Here is a 15,682-nt window from a genome sequence, read left to right on the forward strand (position 1 = left end):
TCAAGGGCGCGACGCTGTCCCGCGTGATTCATATCGCCCATTCGCTGGGCTTGGCGACGCGGGCGCTGCGTGCGGACATGCAGTATCTGCGTGATGCTGTCACTCCGTGCATCCTGCATTGGAATCTCAATCACTTCGTTGTGCTGAGCAGGGTGACGTCCAAGGGTGTGGAGATCCATGACCCAGCGCGCGGCAAGTTGCGTATGGGAATGGAGGAGGCCGGGAAATACTTCACCGGCATCCTGCTGGAGCTGATCCCAGGCGAGGACTTTGAGACCACGAAGCGCAAGAAACCCGTGCCGCTAAGAAGTCTTACAGGTCGCGTCTCGGGCTGGAAGCGCTCGCTCGCTCAGGTCTTGGGTCTCGCCATGGGCATCGAGGTGCTGGCCCTCACCCTTCCATTCCAGATGCAATGGGTGCTGGACCAAGTGCTCGTGGGTTCCGATCACAATCTGCTTCTGGTGATGACGCTGGGTTTCATGCTGGTTATCGCGATCCAAGCCGGTCTGACGCTAGCGCGGGCATGGCTGCTGAGCTGGCTCGGTGCATCCTTGAGCGCGCAGTGGACCAGCAACCTCTTCAGTCACCTCATGAAGTTGCCACTGGAATATTTCGAGAAGCGCCACATGGGGGACGTCGTCTCCCGGTTCTCATCGATCCACTCCATCCAGGCCACACTCACGGGTAGTTTTGTCGAAGCCTTGCTGGACGGTGCGATGGGAATACTCGCGCTGGTGATTCTGTGCGTTTACAGCTTGCCGCTCACCGGCTGCGTGTTGGGAGTGTTCGCCGTTTACGTGCTGCTTCGCTGTGCGATGTACCGAACCCTCTGGCGCACGACCGAGGAGCAACTGGTGTATGGGGCGAAGCAGCAGAGCGTACTGATGGAGTCTGTCCGTGGGGTACAGGCCATCAAGCTTGCTAACAAGCAGGCCGACCGCAGCGCGCGTCTCGCAAATGCCACCCTAGAAATGGTGAGCCGCGACGTGGTGGTTCAGCGCATTGCACTGTCGTTCGGTGTGCTGAACCAATGCCTTTTCGGCCTACTGCGTGCATCGCTGATCGCGCTCGGTGCATATCTAACGATGCAAGGGCGATTCAGTGCGGGAATGGTGGTAGCGTTCGTCGCTTACGCCGACCAGTTTTCCGCGAAGATGGGCGGCTTGGTCGACAAGCTGGTCGAACTGAGGATGCTACGCCTCCATGGTGAGCGGATCGCGGACATTGCCCAGGCGTTGCCGGAGCGGAGCACGGCTACAGCGCGGAGTGGAGAAAGGATCGTCCGGCCGAACCTGTCGATCCGGGGTGTCTGTTTCCGCTATGCCGAGGGTGAGCCTCTGGTACTGAACGAGGTAGATCTGGAAGTCGAGGCCGGGGCTTCCTTGTGCATCGTCGGTGCCAGCGGCTGCGGTAAAAGCACCCTGGCAAAGGTAATGCTCGGGCTACTGGAGCCGACCAGCGGACGGGTTGAGATCAATGGCGTGGACATTCGCCACCACGGATTGAATGCGTACCGCAGTTTGATCGGCACCGTGATGCAGGACGACGCGCTCTTCGCGGGGTCGATAGCCGACAACATCTCTTTCTTCGAGGAAGCAGCGCACCTCGACGACATCGTTGCCGCAGCCCGCCTGGCCCAGATTGACGGGGAAATCGAAGCCATGCCGATGGGCTACGAGTCGTTCGTGGGCGACATGGGGTCGTCGCTGTCCGGCGGTCAGAAGCAGAGAATCCTGCTCGCGAGAGCGCTCTACAAGAAGCCGCAGATTCTCGTTCTGGACGAGGCCACCAGTCATCTGGACATGGACTGCGAACGCCGCATCAACAGCGAGATCGCGCGTTTGGACATCACCAAAATCATCATCGCGCACAGGCCCGACACAATCGCCAGCGCGGATCGAGTGGTGGTCCTGCGTGGGGGCTGCGTCATCAGCGACCGCCTGGGCGAAGGCGGATTGAAGCTGGATGCGGTACGTCACCGACCCACAGAGATTTCAGGGTGAACCATCCTGGATGCCGACGGCAGCGCGGCCTTCGCTGCCAACATGTGTTTTTTCATAAGGAGCAGAAAAATGCAGAATGACGACAACAACAAGCGGGTGATGGGTTACGTGCATGCGCGCGAACTGAGCAACCAGGAGATCTCACAGGTCTCCGGTGGCGACGACGACGATGATGGCAACTGCCCGAAGAAGAACCGCAGCAAGGTCAGCACGGGTACCGGTGGCGGTGGCACGGGCCAAACGCGCTGCGATTACTGATGCGTCGCTAAAGCATGATTGTCGGAGGGTCCAGTTCGCTGGACCCTCCCTGTCCCAGCACTGGCACATGGATATGAGCAAAGAAAGCGGCATCAACCTCCTCATCATCTCCTACGCAGATGACTCTCATGCGCTGGCTGTTGCGGCGGCGATGGAGATGTGTGGGCACAACTGTGTCATTTGGAGCGAACCCAAACTGGCCGGCGAGAGAGTGGCCAGCATTGAGCTTGGAGAGCGCGAGATCAGGTGGAGTGTGTGCGGTAGGAACTATGGGCCATCGGACTTCGATGTGGTTTGGCTGCGTCGCATCGGCAACATCGCGCTGCCAGAATGGATGCATGCCGATGACCGAAAGTTCGCCGCTGTGGACAACGCTGCGTTTTTTGGATTTTTCTGGTCACCATTGTCGGCCTCGGCCCGATGGATTCATTCGCCGGCCTCTCGCTTGAATGGCGAAAGCAAAATTCAGCAACTGCAGCACGCCTATGGCTTGGGCTTCAAGATTCCTCCTACGTTGATCAGCAATGATCCCGATGAGATCGTGCAGTTCATCGAGGCTTGCAAGGCAAGTGGCCAGGGGACTGTCTTCAAGACCTTCGGGTCCATGACATGGTTCGAGAAAGACCGTGTGCTGGAGAACTACACATCGGAGATCGTCGTGGGAGATCTGATCGACATGGACGTCGTTCGCGCTGTCCCGGCCATCTACCAGTCGCACGACGTTGGAAAGGAGTACGAGGTGCGCTCTACCTTCTTTGGGGGGCGGGAGTATTCGGTTCGCATCGACTCTCAATCGACAGATGCCGGCGCTATCGACTGGCGCGCCATCGACAACTTGCATGGTGTTTTGAGTCCAACCAAGCTACCCGCAGCAATCCATGATAAATGTGTCGCTCTTTTGGATGGGATGTCACTGAACATGGGGTGTTTTGACTTCATCGTGGATCGCGCAGGCGATTTCGTTTTTGTCGAAGTGAATCAGCAAGGGCAATTTCTCTGGATTGAAGACTACCTACCTGAGATGAGGGCGTTGGCTGGATTTTGCGAATTTGTCATCGGTCTGGTGCCAGGCCAACCGCAGCCCGGAGCCATTGACTTCAACAGTTTGGTGTTGCAGCTTATCTGCGACTCCAGCCGGTACAAGCAGCTGGCGCGGCAGCTTGCCGCGTTCGGAACAGTCGATACGAAACATCTTGACAAGCACCTAGGGTGAAGCCGCGATGCGTAGACTGATAATGGTTTGGATCTGTTTGTTTGTGGGCGTATTGGTGGCGTCCGCGCACGCTACAGGGATCTCTCAGCCTGATGTGCGGGACAAACTTCTGGCCTTCCAAGCCAAGGCGAGCAGTGGGCCTCTCAAGCCAGAAGAGCTGCGCGAAGTGGCAAAGGTGCTGGATGGTGGAGTACCGACCGAAGGCCAAGTCGGATGCGAAGGGGTCAATGCCCTCGGCCCCATCGTCCTCGCTTTGCGTGGCGACAGGAAGTTACAGCGAATGCTCATGGACGCGCTGTACGAGCGTGTAGGGGATGACGTCGATCCACGGGGTTACGCCGCGCTGGTCGACCGCGTGTCGCTTTCGCGCGGCAAAAAACAGACGTATGGTGCGCTCCCTGAGCTCAAGGACGGAGTGCTCAAATTGCCGCAGGGTTTGAACGCGATGGCTGTGAACCAGGAGCGCGATAATCTGGGACTGGCTCCGATTGCGCTAGATCTTCGTGCTGCCAACGATCTGATCGCTGTCGGAATACCCTACGACCAGGTGATCGGTGCGACCGCCTTGTGCCAGCGACCGCCACCCATCACGCATGCCGATCTGAGGCGGTCTTTGGATGAGCGGTACGCGAGAGACCAGCACTTGAGAGAGGTGTGGGATCAGGCGGGAACAGGCGCAGACTCGGTGGAAGCGAAGGCCACTGATGCTGACGATGCCAAGAACGCGGTGTTTGTGACACAGGTGCTCAAGGAACATGGCTTCCCTAACGCGCAGATGGTGGGTCGCAAGGGGGTTATGGAGTTCTTCATCCTTGTGCAGCACTCCCACAGCCCCGATTTGATCCGGGACGCACTCGTAAAAGCACGTCCGCTGATGCTCCGTGGCGAGATGGTACGCCATGACTACGCGCTGATGATCGATCGGCTGCGCATGTACCAAGGGAAGGATCAGATCTACGGCTCCCAGTTCAGCGAGGACGGCGGAAAGGTCGAACCGTATCCGATTCAGGACAAGGCATCGCTGGATCAGAGGCGAGAGGTCATGGAGATGGAGCCGTTCGATTCATACATGCGATTCATACAAAGTAATTGAAATGGGGCGTGCCGTGCGCAGAAAAAAAGCTGCCGCAGCACGGCGCGGATGGAAATGTTGGTTGAGCGATGGAACACGCAGTGATGAACTGGGCGACCAATGGTTGGCCTGCGGGCCACAAGCGAACGGGCCAAGCGGATGCGAGGCCCAGGAAGTATTTCATCGCCGACGATCATCCGTCGACGACATTCGCGGCGTTGCAACTGCTTTCCACGGTCTTTGCCGTGCCGGACTCGCACTGCGCCACCTTCCATGAGAGCGCGGCACTGCTGGATGCCTGCGCGAATCGTCCCGGCGATGAGAACCGGCTTGTTGTGCTTGACCTGGTGATGCCTGGCAATCTCAAGCGGGCGCGTCTGGTACAGGCGGTAATGGAGGCAGATCCGACAGCACAGGTGCTCGTCTACACCGCTGAGGAAAGCGCATTTCTCGCGAATGCGGTATTTCAAGTCGGCGCTTTGGGGTATGTGGCAAAGACGAGTGCCACGACAGAACTCGCGCAGGCCATCGAGGTTGTTGGCGCGGGCTGTCGCTATCTGGACGGCCGCATCGATCTGGACAGCATCAAGGCGCACCCTTGGACGTCGTTGACGGACGCAGAAAAGTCGATCCTGCTCGCGTTCAGCCGTGGCGAGAAGGCTGCGGAGATTGGAGAGCGCACCGGGCGCAGCTACAGCACGGTGACGACACACAAGTACAGTGGATTGGCCAAGCTCGGGTTGCGAGATGGCAGTGACCTCCTCCCGTACCTCTACGCGAACGGCTTGCATTTCGAACTGGAAACGTGATGGCTGTGATCATCCACTATCGAGGTGTCCACGAACATTAGACTAGGACACACGTGCGTGGTCTTTCATAAGCGACAATTTCCGTCTGCTACGCACCCCACTTCACAAGCCATGCGCCCTGGCTCACAATCTGGGTTCCCCGACCATCTGCACATGGCGAAGAGGTGTCAATGAGCTACATTCTGCTGAGAATCGTTGAGGGGGCTAGGGTGGCGCTATATCGCCACGCCACCACTGGGCCAGCCGAGCTTGTGCCTACACGCCGCGACTTATTCGATTACGTTGGTGGCTATGGATGGGGTTATGGCGGCAGCGGAGCCAACAACCTAAGCCACGCAATCGCTGCCAAGATATTCGAAATGGAAAATCTTGACCGTGCCGAATTGTGCGCGCGCGCTCGGGTCATCTTGGACCAGGTGATTGGAAAATCATCTTTGGACAGCGACACTGAATACGATATTTCTGTCGCATCGCTCAAACAATTTTTTCCCTGACCGAGTGCTGGCAACTTGCCCCCCCTGCTTCCCCACCGTGTTTGCCTTTTGCCACGTCCCTGGAGTCGCAATGGCAGGCCCGTACACGCGTAACGCCCCAGCGACTGGGGAATGGGTAGAACCCCTCCCATGGCCGCTGAGAGCCCGTGGATCACGCGTGTAAGGGCAGGTGAGGCTTGTTATGGGCGCTGCCGGCATGCACAGTCCCGCCGCTCACCTGCTTGCTACCCCTAGTAGTTGGCTTTGGTTTCGATGGTCGGGACGACGGCGCGCGATGACCTCGCCCCAGCATTGCTCATGGGTTCGAATCCATGCCAATGCTTTCAGAGAACAGGTTGAAGCTGGGGTGGCGACTGCACCACCAGAGCGGAAGTGGTGGCGACTTTTCAGCTGATTGAGGACGTCGCTGTCATCGGCGAATAACCGGTGCCAATACGCGTCCACTCATCACACCGCCGGTGCTACCGCTGCGAATATCTTCGCGGCCTGGTTGACTGGCTGGAAGGTGCGGCCCAGTGCTGCTGTGACCTTGCCGCCATTGTTATTCATGCCATTGAGCCGGGCCATTGTCGTTGGAGCTGATGAGTTAGATGTGCTCTCTCTTCATGCTAGCTGAGTGGTTCGCCGTGGTAAGCGCAATCCTAGGTGGTTGAGCTAGTGCCTGCCTAATCGCTTTATAGCCTGGCACCCAACACCAACACCCCTCAGCCAATCGCCAATGCTCGCGAGCCGAGGATGATCATGCGCAGCATCGCGGTGATCTGGCGGATCAGTTGCGGATCTTTTTCCGGTGGCAAATCCATCGCTGTCGCGCCCATCGCGAAGACCAGCCGGGTGATCGCTTTGGACACCAGCGCCGGCTCGTGCAGCGGTGCGCCCTCCTGCGCAGCCAAGCGGATCAAGTCCACGCGGAGTTCGTCTTCGAAATAATTCAACTCACGGTCCACCGCCCGCTTGAAGGCGTCCGAGCCGACCGTACCCTCGCGCAAGAGGACGTGCAGTAACTTGTCGTCTGCACGTAACTGCTCCATGAACGTCTCCACGGAGCTGAGGATGATGCTGCGGCGGTTGCCGGCGGCGCGCTGCCGGGCCTGGCCGATGATAGTGCGCAGCGAGCTGCCGGCCAGGTCGATCAGCGCCACCGCGAGTTCGTCCATGTCGCGGAATTGGCGGTAGAAGCTGTTCGGCGCGATGCCGGCCTCGCGGGTGACCTCGCGCAGGCTCAGCGTTGAGACGCTGCGGTGCGGTCCGATCAGCTTCAGCGCCGCCGCCAGCAGGTCTTCACGCGAGATCGCACCCTTGCGCGCGGGAAGCGCGTCCTCGGGCTGGGGCAGGTGGATCGACGTCATGGACTGGGCCGGAGCAGGCAATGACGGATCATAGCGCTTTTGCTGAATATACAACTGTATAGACATTCGTATCTATGTCTGTATAGTGGGTGCCATGAATGCCGCCCGCCGTCCCGCCAAGCTCCGTCCCTCCATGCGTGCGCTGCATGCTTGGGTGCGGCCGGATGTTTTCGATTTCTGGTCCACGCGCCTGCATCCGCTGTGGACCTGGCAACGCCCGCGTGCGCGGTTGCTGCAGCGCGAGGCCGCCAGCAGCGATGCGGTGACCCTGGTCTTGCAGCCCAATCGCCACTGGCGCGGGTTGCGCGCCGGTCAGCATGTGGAACTGGGCGTGGAGATCGAAGGCCGTCGTTTGTTGCGCAGTTACAGTCCCACGCTATTGCCGGATGGGCGTCTGGCGATCACGGTCAAGGTGGTCGACGGTGGCCGGGTCAGCCAATATCTGGCCAATACGGCGCGGATCGGCGAAGTGTTCGAGCTGGGCCAGGCGTTCGGCGAGATGGTGCTGCCGGCGGCCTCGCGCGGTCGCTGGTTGTTGCTGGCCGCTGGCAGCGGCATCACGCCGATGCGTGCGTTGCTGCGGCAGTTGGCAGCGGAAGGGATGCCTGCCGATGTCGATCTGATCTATTGGGCGCGCCGCCACGAGCAAGTGTGCTTCCGCGACGAACTGCAGGCGCTGGCTGCAGCGCATCCGCGCTTCCATCTGCAATTGGCGATCACCGGCGAGGGCGATTTTCCCGCGCCGCGTGTGGACGCGTTGCCGCTGGAGCATCTGCGCGGCCTGGAGCAGGCGCAGGTGCTGGCCTGCGGCCCGGGCGGTTTCGTGCAGGCTGCGCGTGCGCGTCTGCAGCCGCATGTCGCGCGCTTCCAGGCCGAGGCGTTCAGCCCGCCGCCGGCGCTGGACGACATCGAGCAGGGCACGGTCGCGGTGACTCTGGCGCGCAGCGGCCGTGTGCTGCAATTGCCGCGCGGACAATCGCTGCTCACCGCGCTGGAAGCCGAGGGCCTGCGGCCCAAGCATGGGTGCCGCATGGGCATCTGTAATAGCTGCGCCTGCGGCAAGCAGTCCGGTGCGACCCGCGACATGCTCAGCGGCGCCCACACCACCGAACCCGGTTCGCTGAAGCTGTGTATCAACAGCGCCAGTAGTGACCTGACCCTGGACCTTTGAAGGATTTTCCCATGGCGGCTCCCCGTAACCGCGCACTGACTCCGGCCGAATTGCAAGCCTTTGGCGATGAACTGGACGCGCTGCGCACGCGCACACTCGCCGACTTGGGCGCACGCGATGCGCGCTATATCCGTCGTATCGTCGCGGCGGTGCGCTACACCGGTCTGGCGGGGCGCGCGTTGTTGTTCCTCGGCGCGTTCGTGCATAGCGTGTTGCTGCCGGCGTGGATCGCGGGCGTGTTGCTGCTCACGTTGTCCAAGATCCTGGAGAACATGGAGTTGGGCCACAACGTCATGCACGGCCAGTACGACTGGATGGGCGATGCGCAGTTGAATGGCAATACCTACGAATGGGACATCGTCGCCACTGGCGATAACTGGCGCAAGACGCACAACTTCAAGCACCACACCTATACCAACGTGCGCGGCATGGACGACGACATCGGCTATGGCCTGTTGCGCATCTTCCCCGAGCAACGCTGGCGTCCGTTCTACCTGGCGCAGCCGTTCATCGCGGTGGTGTTCGCGGTGTTATTCGAATGGGGCGTGGCGATCCAGGATCTGCGCCTGGGCCGCTGGTTCGCCGGCAAGATGAAGCCTGGCCAGTTGCGCCGTGCGTTCGCTCCGGTCGGGCGCAAGATGGGCCGGCAGATCATCAAGGACTATGTGGTGTTTCCGGTGCTGGCTGGTCCGTTCTTCCTGCCGGTGTTGCTGGGCAACCTGGTTGCCAACGTGTTGCGCAGCATCTGGACGTTCGTGATTATTTTCTGCGGCCACTTCACCGCAGAAGTCGAGACGTTCCCCAAGGAATCGATCAAGAACGAGTCGCGCGGTCACTGGTATCTGCGCCAGTTGCGCGGCTCGTCCAATCTGGCCGGCGGCAAGCTGCTGAATCTGCTCTCGGGCAATCTGAGCCATCAGATCGAACATCATTTCTATCCCGATGTGCCGGCCAACCGCTATGCGGGGCTGGCGCTGGAGGTGCGCAAGATCTGCGCGCGTTACGGTCAGCACTACAACACCGGGTCGCTGCCGCGTCAGTTCGGCCAGGTGATGTGGCGGATCGTGCGCCATGCCTTCCCCAGTCGACCGCGGCCGACGCGTGCCTTGCGGGCGGCGGTACAACAAGCCGGTTGAGTAAACGGCACGGCGCTGCAACAACGCGCCGGGCCTCGTCAGTGACGCAGCGGTCGTGAGGTTGTGCGTATGCTCAGCGCATTCTCATGGCTGCCGTCAGATCGTGACCGCAAATGCGGCGCTGATCGCGGCGAAAAACGCCGCACCGTAACGTAACCGATCAACCTCGACCTCATGGCGGTTGTCCCGTCGCAACGACGCTGCATGTACTGCCTGCGCGTATCGCACAGATGCGTGCGCGTGTCGCCGAAGCAGGTTGGTCCGAGCATTGAGAACGACGCGTAACACGGTGCGCTGCGTCCCGCGCATGGCCGTGGCTTCGCCCCGCGGGTACGATCGGCTTCGTCGTTTCGTTTCGTGCAAAGGTCAGCCATGCCCCGTTCGCTGCTGCGCCAACTCCTGCTGATCTGGATCGTCATCGTCGCCGCCTGTGTCGGCATGGCGGTGGTGCTGGTCGGGCTGTATCGGCACAGCGAGGGCGTGCGTGCGCAGCGTGCGCAAGCGCAGTTGCAGGAGGTGTGTGCACACATGGTGCAGCGCTACAACGGCGCCAGTGTCGCCGCGCATGGCAGCGATGGCACCGGCCTGGCGGCGGTGGTGACGCAATTGGTTCTGGCCGATGCCGCTGGCGTGGAAGGCGGTATCTGGGATCGCCAGCGCGGCTTCCTGGCTTATGCCTACCCGACCTACGATGGCAGCGAACACAAAACCGACGTGCCCGCGGCCGAACGCGCGATGATCGTCGCCACGGCGCAGCGCGGCGTCGAGGCGCGCCAGGCGGTGAGCTACCGGCGCGACGGGCAGCGCGAGACCTTGCTGATCGCGGCGTGTCCACTGGATCGCCATGCCGCCGCCTGGACCATGACCCGAGTCGCTTCCAGTGATGCTGCGGCCAGTCTGCCGCTGGCGCTGGGCATGGCGCTGATTCTGGTCTTGGTGGTGGGGTCGGCACTGGCGCTGGGATGGGTAGTGCGGCGCTGGAGCCAGCGCTTGCAGCGCATCCAGCAGGCGCTGGCGACGCCAGCGGAAATACCCGCCATTCCCGCGACCGGCGCACCGGAGCTGGATCGACTCGGTGCCGCGGTCACCGATTACGCCCAGCGCAGTGCGCAGGCGTTGGCGCAGACGCGCAGGCTCGGCGAGGAACTGTCGCGACACGAACGGCTGGTCGCGCTCGGACGCATGACCGCGACCGTGGCGCACGAGATCCGCAACCCGATCGCCACCCTGCGCCTGGCGTTGGAGAATCAGATCGCAGCGGGTGGAGATGGGTTCGACGATGCGCAAGCGCAATTGATGCTGACGCAGATCCAGCGCCTGGATGGAGTGGTCGAAAGCCTGCTCGGCATGGTCCAGCCGATCCGCCTGCAACAGCAAACGGTGGACTTGCGGCCGTGGCTGCAGGCGTTGCTGGACCCGGCCGAATGGGGCGGGCAGGTGCCGCCGATCGTGCTACGTCTTGGCGCGGCGCCGGCGCAGTGGCGGCTGGATCCGCAGCAGAGCGCCCGCGCCTTGCACAACCTGTTGCGCAACGCGCTGCAACACGCCGCGGCAGGGACTGAAGTGACCCTGGCCGCGCACGCCGACGCGGATCTGCTGCGGCTGAGCGTGTGCAACCGTGGCGAACCGGTCGTGGCGCCGGTCGCCGCGCACTTGTTCGAGCCATTTGCCAGCGGCCGCAGCGATGGCAATGGGCTGGGTCTGGCATTGGTGCGTGAAATCGCCCGCGCACATGGCGGCGAGGTGCGTTACGCGCACCACGATGGCATCACCACGTTCACTTTGGAGCTGCCATGGCGCGCATCCTGATCATCGACGACGACCAGGCGTTCCTCGCGACGTTGCAGGCCACATTGCGCTCGTTCGGCCACGAGGTGATCGCGCTGGCCGATCCGCACGCTGGACTGGCGCGATTGGGCGAGGGTGACATCGACCTGGCCTTCGTGGATTTCCGCATGCCAGGGATGGATGGCATCGCACTGATGCGCGCGCGCCAGGACGATGTGCAGGCCGCGCGCGTGCCGTTGGTGATGCTCACCGCCCATGCTTCCAGCAGCAATACCATCGAAGCGATGAAACTTGGCGCGTTCGATCATCTGGTCAAGCCGGTGGGCCGTGCCGATATCGCCGCGGTGGTTGAACGCGCGCTGCTCAATCGTGCCGAACAGGCGCCGGCGTCAACGTCGACGGCACCGGTCGAGGACGACGATGCACTGCTTGGACACAGTGCGGCGATGCGCACCGTGCACAAGCGTATCGGTCTGGCTGCCGCTTCCGATCTGCCGGTGTTGATCTGCGGCGAAACCGGCACCGGCAAGGAACTGGCCGCGCGCGCCTTGCACCGTGCCAGCGCTCGCGCCGGGCAGCCCTTCGTTGCGGTCAATTGCGCGGCCATTCCCACCGAGCTGATGGAGAGCGAGTTGTTCGGTTACCGCAAGGGGGCGTTCTCCGGCGCGGTTGCCGATCGCAGTGGCCTGATTCGCGATGCCGACGGTGGCACGTTGTTCCTCGACGAAATCGGCGACATGCCATTGCCGATGCAGGCCAAACTGCTGCGCTTCCTACAGGAAGGTGAAGTGTCGCCACTGGGCGGGCGCGGCGCGCAAAAAGTGGACGTGCGGGTGATCGCCGCAACGCACCGCGATCTGGCCCAGGCGGTGGAGGCGGGGAGCTTCCGTCGCGATCTGCGCTACCGGCTCAACGTCGTGCCGATCGAACTGCCGCCGCTACGCGAGCGCGGCGACGACATCCTGCTGTTGGCGCAACACTTTCTACAGACCGGCGCGAGCAGCGCGCAGACGTTATCGCCCACGGCGCAGACACGACTGCGCGCCTATCCCTGGCCGGGCAATGTGCGCGAATTGCGTAACGCCATGCAGCGTTGCCAGGTGCTGGTGCGGGCGCCGGTGATCGAAGCGCACGATCTCGACGAGCTACTGGCCGAGCCGAGCGATGCGACGGCTGTCGACACCGATGCGATGACCCTGCCGCAGGCGATTGCGCAACTGGAGCGACGCATGATCCAGGCGGCGTTGGCCCACACCCATGGTAATCGCGCCGAGGCAGCGCGTCGACTCGGTATTCATCGCCAATTGCTGTACCGCAAGCTCGACGAATACGGTTTGCAGTGAGTGTCCGTCGCGGGCGGCGCCGGGCGGGAAGGTGTCCGAAAAACGGACGGATGTGGATGCAATGAGGACGTCGCGATGCTAAGGGTTCCCTTCTATTTCTTTATATATCAATGATTTAAAGGTTGGCACGGTGCCTGCTTTATCTCTAATGCAAGCGGCCCTCCTTGCCGCTTTGGAGAACGTCTCATGATCCGTCGTCACGCACTCGCTCTGTCCTTGGTCTTTGTTGCCACCACTGCCGGCGCACAGGTGTATGCGCAGCCCGCTCCGCCGCCTGTCCCGCCCGCACCGCTGGGAACCGACGCGCCAGTGGCTGCCGCGCCGGTGCAGGTGGACGGCACCGTCGAACGTTTCATGATCAACCCGAATGGCGATGTCGATGGGATGTGGTTGGTGGACGGTACCCAGGTCAACTTCCCGCCACATCTATCGGGCGATCTGCAAGCGGCGGTGCGCCGTGGTGATGCGGTGTCGGTGCAGGGCTATCGCCTGGGCAGCCTGCCGGTATTGCAGGCCAGCACGATCACCGCGCGCCGCAGTGGCAAGCAGGTGGTGGACCGCCCGCCGAACCCGATGACGCCGCCGCCCGCCCCGCCGTCGCCGCCGTCGCTCACCCCGCTGCAGACCGATGGCCGTATCGAACGGTTGATCTACGGGCCGCGTGGCGAAACCGCTGGTGCGTTGCTCAGCGACGGCACGGTGGTGCGGATGCCGCCCCCGGCCGCGCTGCAATACAGCGAGTTGTTGCGTCCAGGCGCACGCCTGAGCGTGAGCGGCTTTGGTGTGATCACCAATGTGGGGCGTGCGGTGGAAGCGACTCAAGTGGGTCGTGACCGTGCCTCGCAACAAGCGGTGTTTGCGCCGCCGGCCCCGCCGCCGCCGCCGGCTGTGCCGGGACAACCTGGCGTTCCGGTCGTGCCGCCGCCGGCTTCGCGTTGATCGGTTGCCTCTTGCGACATCGTGCCCGCCGCATGCGGCGGGCACGTTCGCTTGCCTGACGCCTGCGTTTTATTTTTTGAGCATGCTTGGAGCATGCAATACATTGGGTCGATCCCGATGTATGACCCGCAACCTGCGGCACGCTCTTCGCATTCCCTTCGATCACAAGGCCGATGTCGATGGCCTGCTGGTGGACGATGGCATCGACGCGCATGCCTCGCCACAATCGTGGTGATGGGCGATGGCCCGACCCTGACGGCATGCGCATCGTCATCGGTGCCGCGGTTACTTGCCTGGAGCGGGTTTGGATTCTTGAGCCGAGCTGCGTTGACGATCAATCGTGCGCAGAGGCGGATGGTCAAGGTCAAGCGCACGTTTTGTCCGTGCGCTCCGCTGCTTCGCACGCATCTGTACGGACAGCGCACGCGCGATGCGCTTGCCTCAATACAACGCGACGCCGGGGATCACATCGCAGGCAATGCCGGCGCCAGCGAGCTTGGCGGCCAGCGTGGCGTATGGTGGGTGTCGGAATGCATCGCCGGGCAACAGACTGACCACGCGCTGTCCCGCGCGGGCCTGTTCGCACAGCAGCGCCAGGTGTGCGGCTGGATCGTCAGGCAGTGGCTGGCGGGTGGCGTCGCGACGCGCCAGGCTCAGCACCGCGGCGCTGACGTCGGCACCGCACAGCAGCAGATCGGCCTGGTTGAGTGCGCGCAGTGCTTTCAGCGTCAGCGCGCCTGGGTCACCGGTGCCGGTGCCGACCAACCAGGCGCTGCCTTGTGGCGGTACTGCGTCCGCTGTCTGGGATGGGCCGCGTTTGGCGGTGTTTGCTCAGGTCGCTGGCGGGGTGCGTGATCCGCTGGTGTGCCAGTGCGTGCAGGTGCGCGCCTCGGCGATCTGTGCCGAGGCCGCGCGTGGCGCGACGCCGGCGCAGGTCCGTGCACGTCAGGGGTGTGGCAGCGTCTGCGGGTCGTGCATGCCGCAGGTGCAGCGGCTGTGCGCCGATGTGGTGGTCGCATGAGTGCGCCTGCGCGCCTGGCCAATCTCAGCGCACGCTGCGTGCGAGTTGGTGCCGAGAAGCGTGCCGGGATGCCATTGGGTTTTCGGCGTCGTTTGTCACGATCGATCTTGGTATCGGCGAGGGTGTGTCGATCTGCTGGCCGCAAATCCGCTGGCGTCGTTGCCAGCCGTTTTTGTGGGTGTGGATGCCTGCGCGCGGATCCAGGGGTGGTGTGTGTTCCTTCGATGGGGAGTGGGCGATGAAGCATGTCAGCGTGTCCGCCGCGCGTGGCGACGGCGAGGTGGTGGTGTTGTGGGCTGGTCCGGGCGATCTGGAACTGTTGACGCTCCAGGCGGTGAATGCGCTACGCAGTGCGCAGGTGTTGCTGCTCGACGATCTGGTCAATCCGTAGATCGTTCAATTCGCGCCGCAGGCACGGGTGATTCGCGTCGGCAAGCGCGGCGGTTGTCGTTCCATGCCGCAGGCGTTCATCTGCCGATTGATGCGTCGCTACGCGTTGCAGTGTGCGACGGTGGTGCGTGCCAAGGGGGGCGAGGCGTTGTTGTTTGGGCGTGCCGGCGAGGAGATCGCGTTCTTGCGCGCAGTTGGCGTGCCGGTGCGTATCGTCAATGGCGTCAGTGCCGGCATCGCCGCAGCGGCCGGACTCGGCATGTCGCTGACCCACCGCACGCATTGCCATGGCATCACCTTCGTGACCGCACCGCGACCATGGCGAGCCGGACTGGGCCGCGCTGTGCGCCACCCGTACCACGCTGGCGATCTACATGGGCATGATGGGCATGGCCCGCGTCGCGGCACTGGCCGACAGCCTATTGCGGCATCTGCCCGCCGATACGCCGGCCGCAGTGGTGCAGTCGTTGAGTCTGCCGCGGCAGGTGCAACTGCTGACCACGCTGGCGCGTCTGGCGGCCGATGTCGCGATGCTCGTCCCGGGCGCGCCTGGTCGGTGAGGCGGTCGCCGAGGCGCGTGTGCAGGAGGCGCCGCTGCAATCGATGTGTGCGATGGTGTGAGTCGGCAATACAGCCGCTGCGCGCGTCATTGGGAACCGCTCGTGGGTGCGGCTTCGGCCGATCTTGAGCCATCCG

Annotated in this window: 13 protein-coding genes and 2 pseudogenes; 13 read left to right on the forward strand and 2 right to left on the reverse strand. The window is 62.7% G+C overall.

Annotation, left to right across the window (positions count from 1 at the left end):
* The 6 genes from XANALMUS060_RS13220 to XANALMUS060_RS13245 all read left to right on the forward strand — a co-directional run.
* A partial coding sequence (locus tag XANALMUS060_RS13220) for a peptidase domain-containing ABC transporter (RefSeq protein WP_045738824.1) occupies positions 1–2,003 on the forward strand: 2,003 nt, incomplete at its 5' end.
* Between the two features lie 69 nt (positions 2,004–2,072).
* Positions 2,073–2,261 carry a hypothetical protein gene (locus tag XANALMUS060_RS13225; RefSeq protein WP_045738825.1) on the forward strand — a complete coding sequence of 63 codons (189 nt, stop codon included), beginning with the start codon at positions 2,073–2,075 and terminating at the stop codon, positions 2,259–2,261.
* 67 nt (positions 2,262–2,328) lie between these two features.
* Entirely contained in the window at positions 2,329–3,474 is a 1,146-nt protein-coding gene (locus XANALMUS060_RS13230) for a hypothetical protein (RefSeq protein WP_045738826.1), read from the forward strand.
* Between the two features lie 7 nt (positions 3,475–3,481).
* Positions 3,482–4,567: a DUF6624 domain-containing protein gene (locus XANALMUS060_RS13235; protein ID WP_045738827.1), complete on the forward strand. Its 1,086-nt coding sequence runs from the start codon at positions 3,482–3,484 to the stop codon at positions 4,565–4,567.
* An 83-nt stretch (positions 4,568–4,650) separates the two neighbouring features.
* Positions 4,651–5,355, forward strand: a complete 705-nt coding sequence (locus XANALMUS060_RS13240) for a response regulator transcription factor (RefSeq protein WP_082065125.1) — start codon at positions 4,651–4,653, stop codon at positions 5,353–5,355.
* Positions 5,356–5,525: 170 nt separating this feature from the next.
* Positions 5,526–5,849, forward strand: coding sequence for a hypothetical protein (locus XANALMUS060_RS13245; protein WP_045738828.1), 324 nt, complete (start codon positions 5,526–5,528; stop codon positions 5,847–5,849).
* 704 nt (positions 5,850–6,553) lie between these two features.
* Here XANALMUS060_RS13245 and fabR read toward each other — a convergent pair.
* Positions 6,554–7,198, reverse strand: a complete 645-nt coding sequence (gene fabR / locus XANALMUS060_RS13250; protein WP_045728405.1) for an HTH-type transcriptional repressor FabR — start codon at positions 7,196–7,198, stop codon at positions 6,554–6,556.
* Between the two features lie 94 nt (positions 7,199–7,292).
* On the opposite strand from fabR, the gene XANALMUS060_RS13255 reads away from it, so the two are divergent.
* The 5 genes from XANALMUS060_RS13255 (at position 7,293) to XANALMUS060_RS13280 (ending at position 13,575) form a co-directional block, all read left to right on the forward strand.
* Complete coding sequence (locus tag XANALMUS060_RS13255; protein ID WP_045738829.1) at positions 7,293–8,369, forward strand: ferredoxin reductase; 1,077 nt, start codon at positions 7,293–7,295, stop codon at positions 8,367–8,369.
* Between the two features lie 11 nt (positions 8,370–8,380).
* Positions 8,381–9,505, forward strand: coding sequence for an acyl-CoA desaturase (locus XANALMUS060_RS13260; protein WP_045738830.1), 1,125 nt, complete (start codon positions 8,381–8,383; stop codon positions 9,503–9,505).
* Positions 9,506–9,877: 372 nt separating this feature from the next.
* Positions 9,878–11,314, forward strand: coding sequence for a HAMP domain-containing sensor histidine kinase (locus XANALMUS060_RS13270; protein ID WP_045738832.1), 1,437 nt, complete (start codon positions 9,878–9,880; stop codon positions 11,312–11,314).
* Positions 11,299–12,636: a sigma-54 dependent transcriptional regulator gene (locus XANALMUS060_RS13275; protein ID WP_045738833.1), complete on the forward strand. Its 1,338-nt coding sequence runs from the start codon at positions 11,299–11,301 to the stop codon at positions 12,634–12,636. The genes XANALMUS060_RS13270 and XANALMUS060_RS13275 overlap by 16 nt, the downstream gene beginning before the upstream one ends.
* A gap of 186 nt (positions 12,637–12,822) precedes the next feature.
* Positions 12,823–13,575, forward strand: a complete 753-nt coding sequence (locus tag XANALMUS060_RS13280) for a hypothetical protein (RefSeq protein WP_045738834.1) — start codon at positions 12,823–12,825, stop codon at positions 13,573–13,575.
* Positions 13,576–14,016: 441 nt separating this feature from the next.
* On the opposite strand, the pseudogene XANALMUS060_RS13285 reads toward XANALMUS060_RS13280, so the two are convergent.
* Positions 14,017–14,373: pseudogene (locus tag XANALMUS060_RS13285) on the reverse strand (SAM-dependent methyltransferase); the annotation flags it as partial.
* Here XANALMUS060_RS13285 and XANALMUS060_RS13290 point away from each other — a divergent pair.
* The gene (locus XANALMUS060_RS13290) at positions 14,330–14,596 is read left to right on the forward strand and encodes a hypothetical protein (RefSeq protein ID WP_200894050.1); all 267 of its coding nucleotides are present in this window, start codon (positions 14,330–14,332) and stop codon (positions 14,594–14,596) included. The pseudogene XANALMUS060_RS13285 and the gene XANALMUS060_RS13290 overlap by 44 nt on opposite strands.
* Before the next feature lie 280 nt (positions 14,597–14,876).
* Positions 14,877–15,607 (forward strand): annotated as a pseudogene (cobA, locus tag XANALMUS060_RS17565) (uroporphyrinogen-III C-methyltransferase).
* The last annotated feature ends 75 nt before the right edge of the window (positions 15,608–15,682 follow it).

The organism is Xanthomonas sp. MUS 060 (assembly GCF_000963215.1).
Lineage (GTDB): Bacteria > Pseudomonadota > Gammaproteobacteria > Xanthomonadales > Xanthomonadaceae > Xanthomonas_A.

Bases quoted from the DNA above. Each gene is read 5' to 3' on its own strand.
- XANALMUS060_RS13240 (WP_082065125.1), top strand. From the start codon at position 4,651: ATGAACTGGGCGACCAATGGTTGGCCTGCGGGCCACAAGCGAACGGGC.
- fabR (WP_045728405.1), bottom strand. From the start codon at position 7,198: ATGACGTCGATCCACCTGCCCCAGCCCGAGGACGCGCTTCCCGCGCGC.
- XANALMUS060_RS13270 (WP_045738832.1), top strand. From the start codon at position 9,878: ATGCCCCGTTCGCTGCTGCGCCAACTCCTGCTGATCTGGATCGTCATC.
- XANALMUS060_RS13260 (WP_045738830.1), top strand. From the start codon at position 8,381: ATGGCGGCTCCCCGTAACCGCGCACTGACTCCGGCCGAATTGCAAGCC.
- XANALMUS060_RS13225 (WP_045738825.1), top strand. From the start codon at position 2,073: ATGCAGAATGACGACAACAACAAGCGGGTGATGGGTTACGTGCATGCG.
- XANALMUS060_RS13245 (WP_045738828.1), top strand. From the start codon at position 5,526: ATGAGCTACATTCTGCTGAGAATCGTTGAGGGGGCTAGGGTGGCGCTA.
- XANALMUS060_RS13280 (WP_045738834.1), top strand. From the start codon at position 12,823: ATGATCCGTCGTCACGCACTCGCTCTGTCCTTGGTCTTTGTTGCCACC.
- XANALMUS060_RS13230 (WP_045738826.1), top strand. From the start codon at position 2,329: ATGGATATGAGCAAAGAAAGCGGCATCAACCTCCTCATCATCTCCTAC.
- XANALMUS060_RS13275 (WP_045738833.1), top strand. From the start codon at position 11,299: ATGGCGCGCATCCTGATCATCGACGACGACCAGGCGTTCCTCGCGACG.
- XANALMUS060_RS13235 (WP_045738827.1), top strand. From the start codon at position 3,482: ATGCGTAGACTGATAATGGTTTGGATCTGTTTGTTTGTGGGCGTATTG.
- XANALMUS060_RS13255 (WP_045738829.1), top strand. From the start codon at position 7,293: ATGAATGCCGCCCGCCGTCCCGCCAAGCTCCGTCCCTCCATGCGTGCG.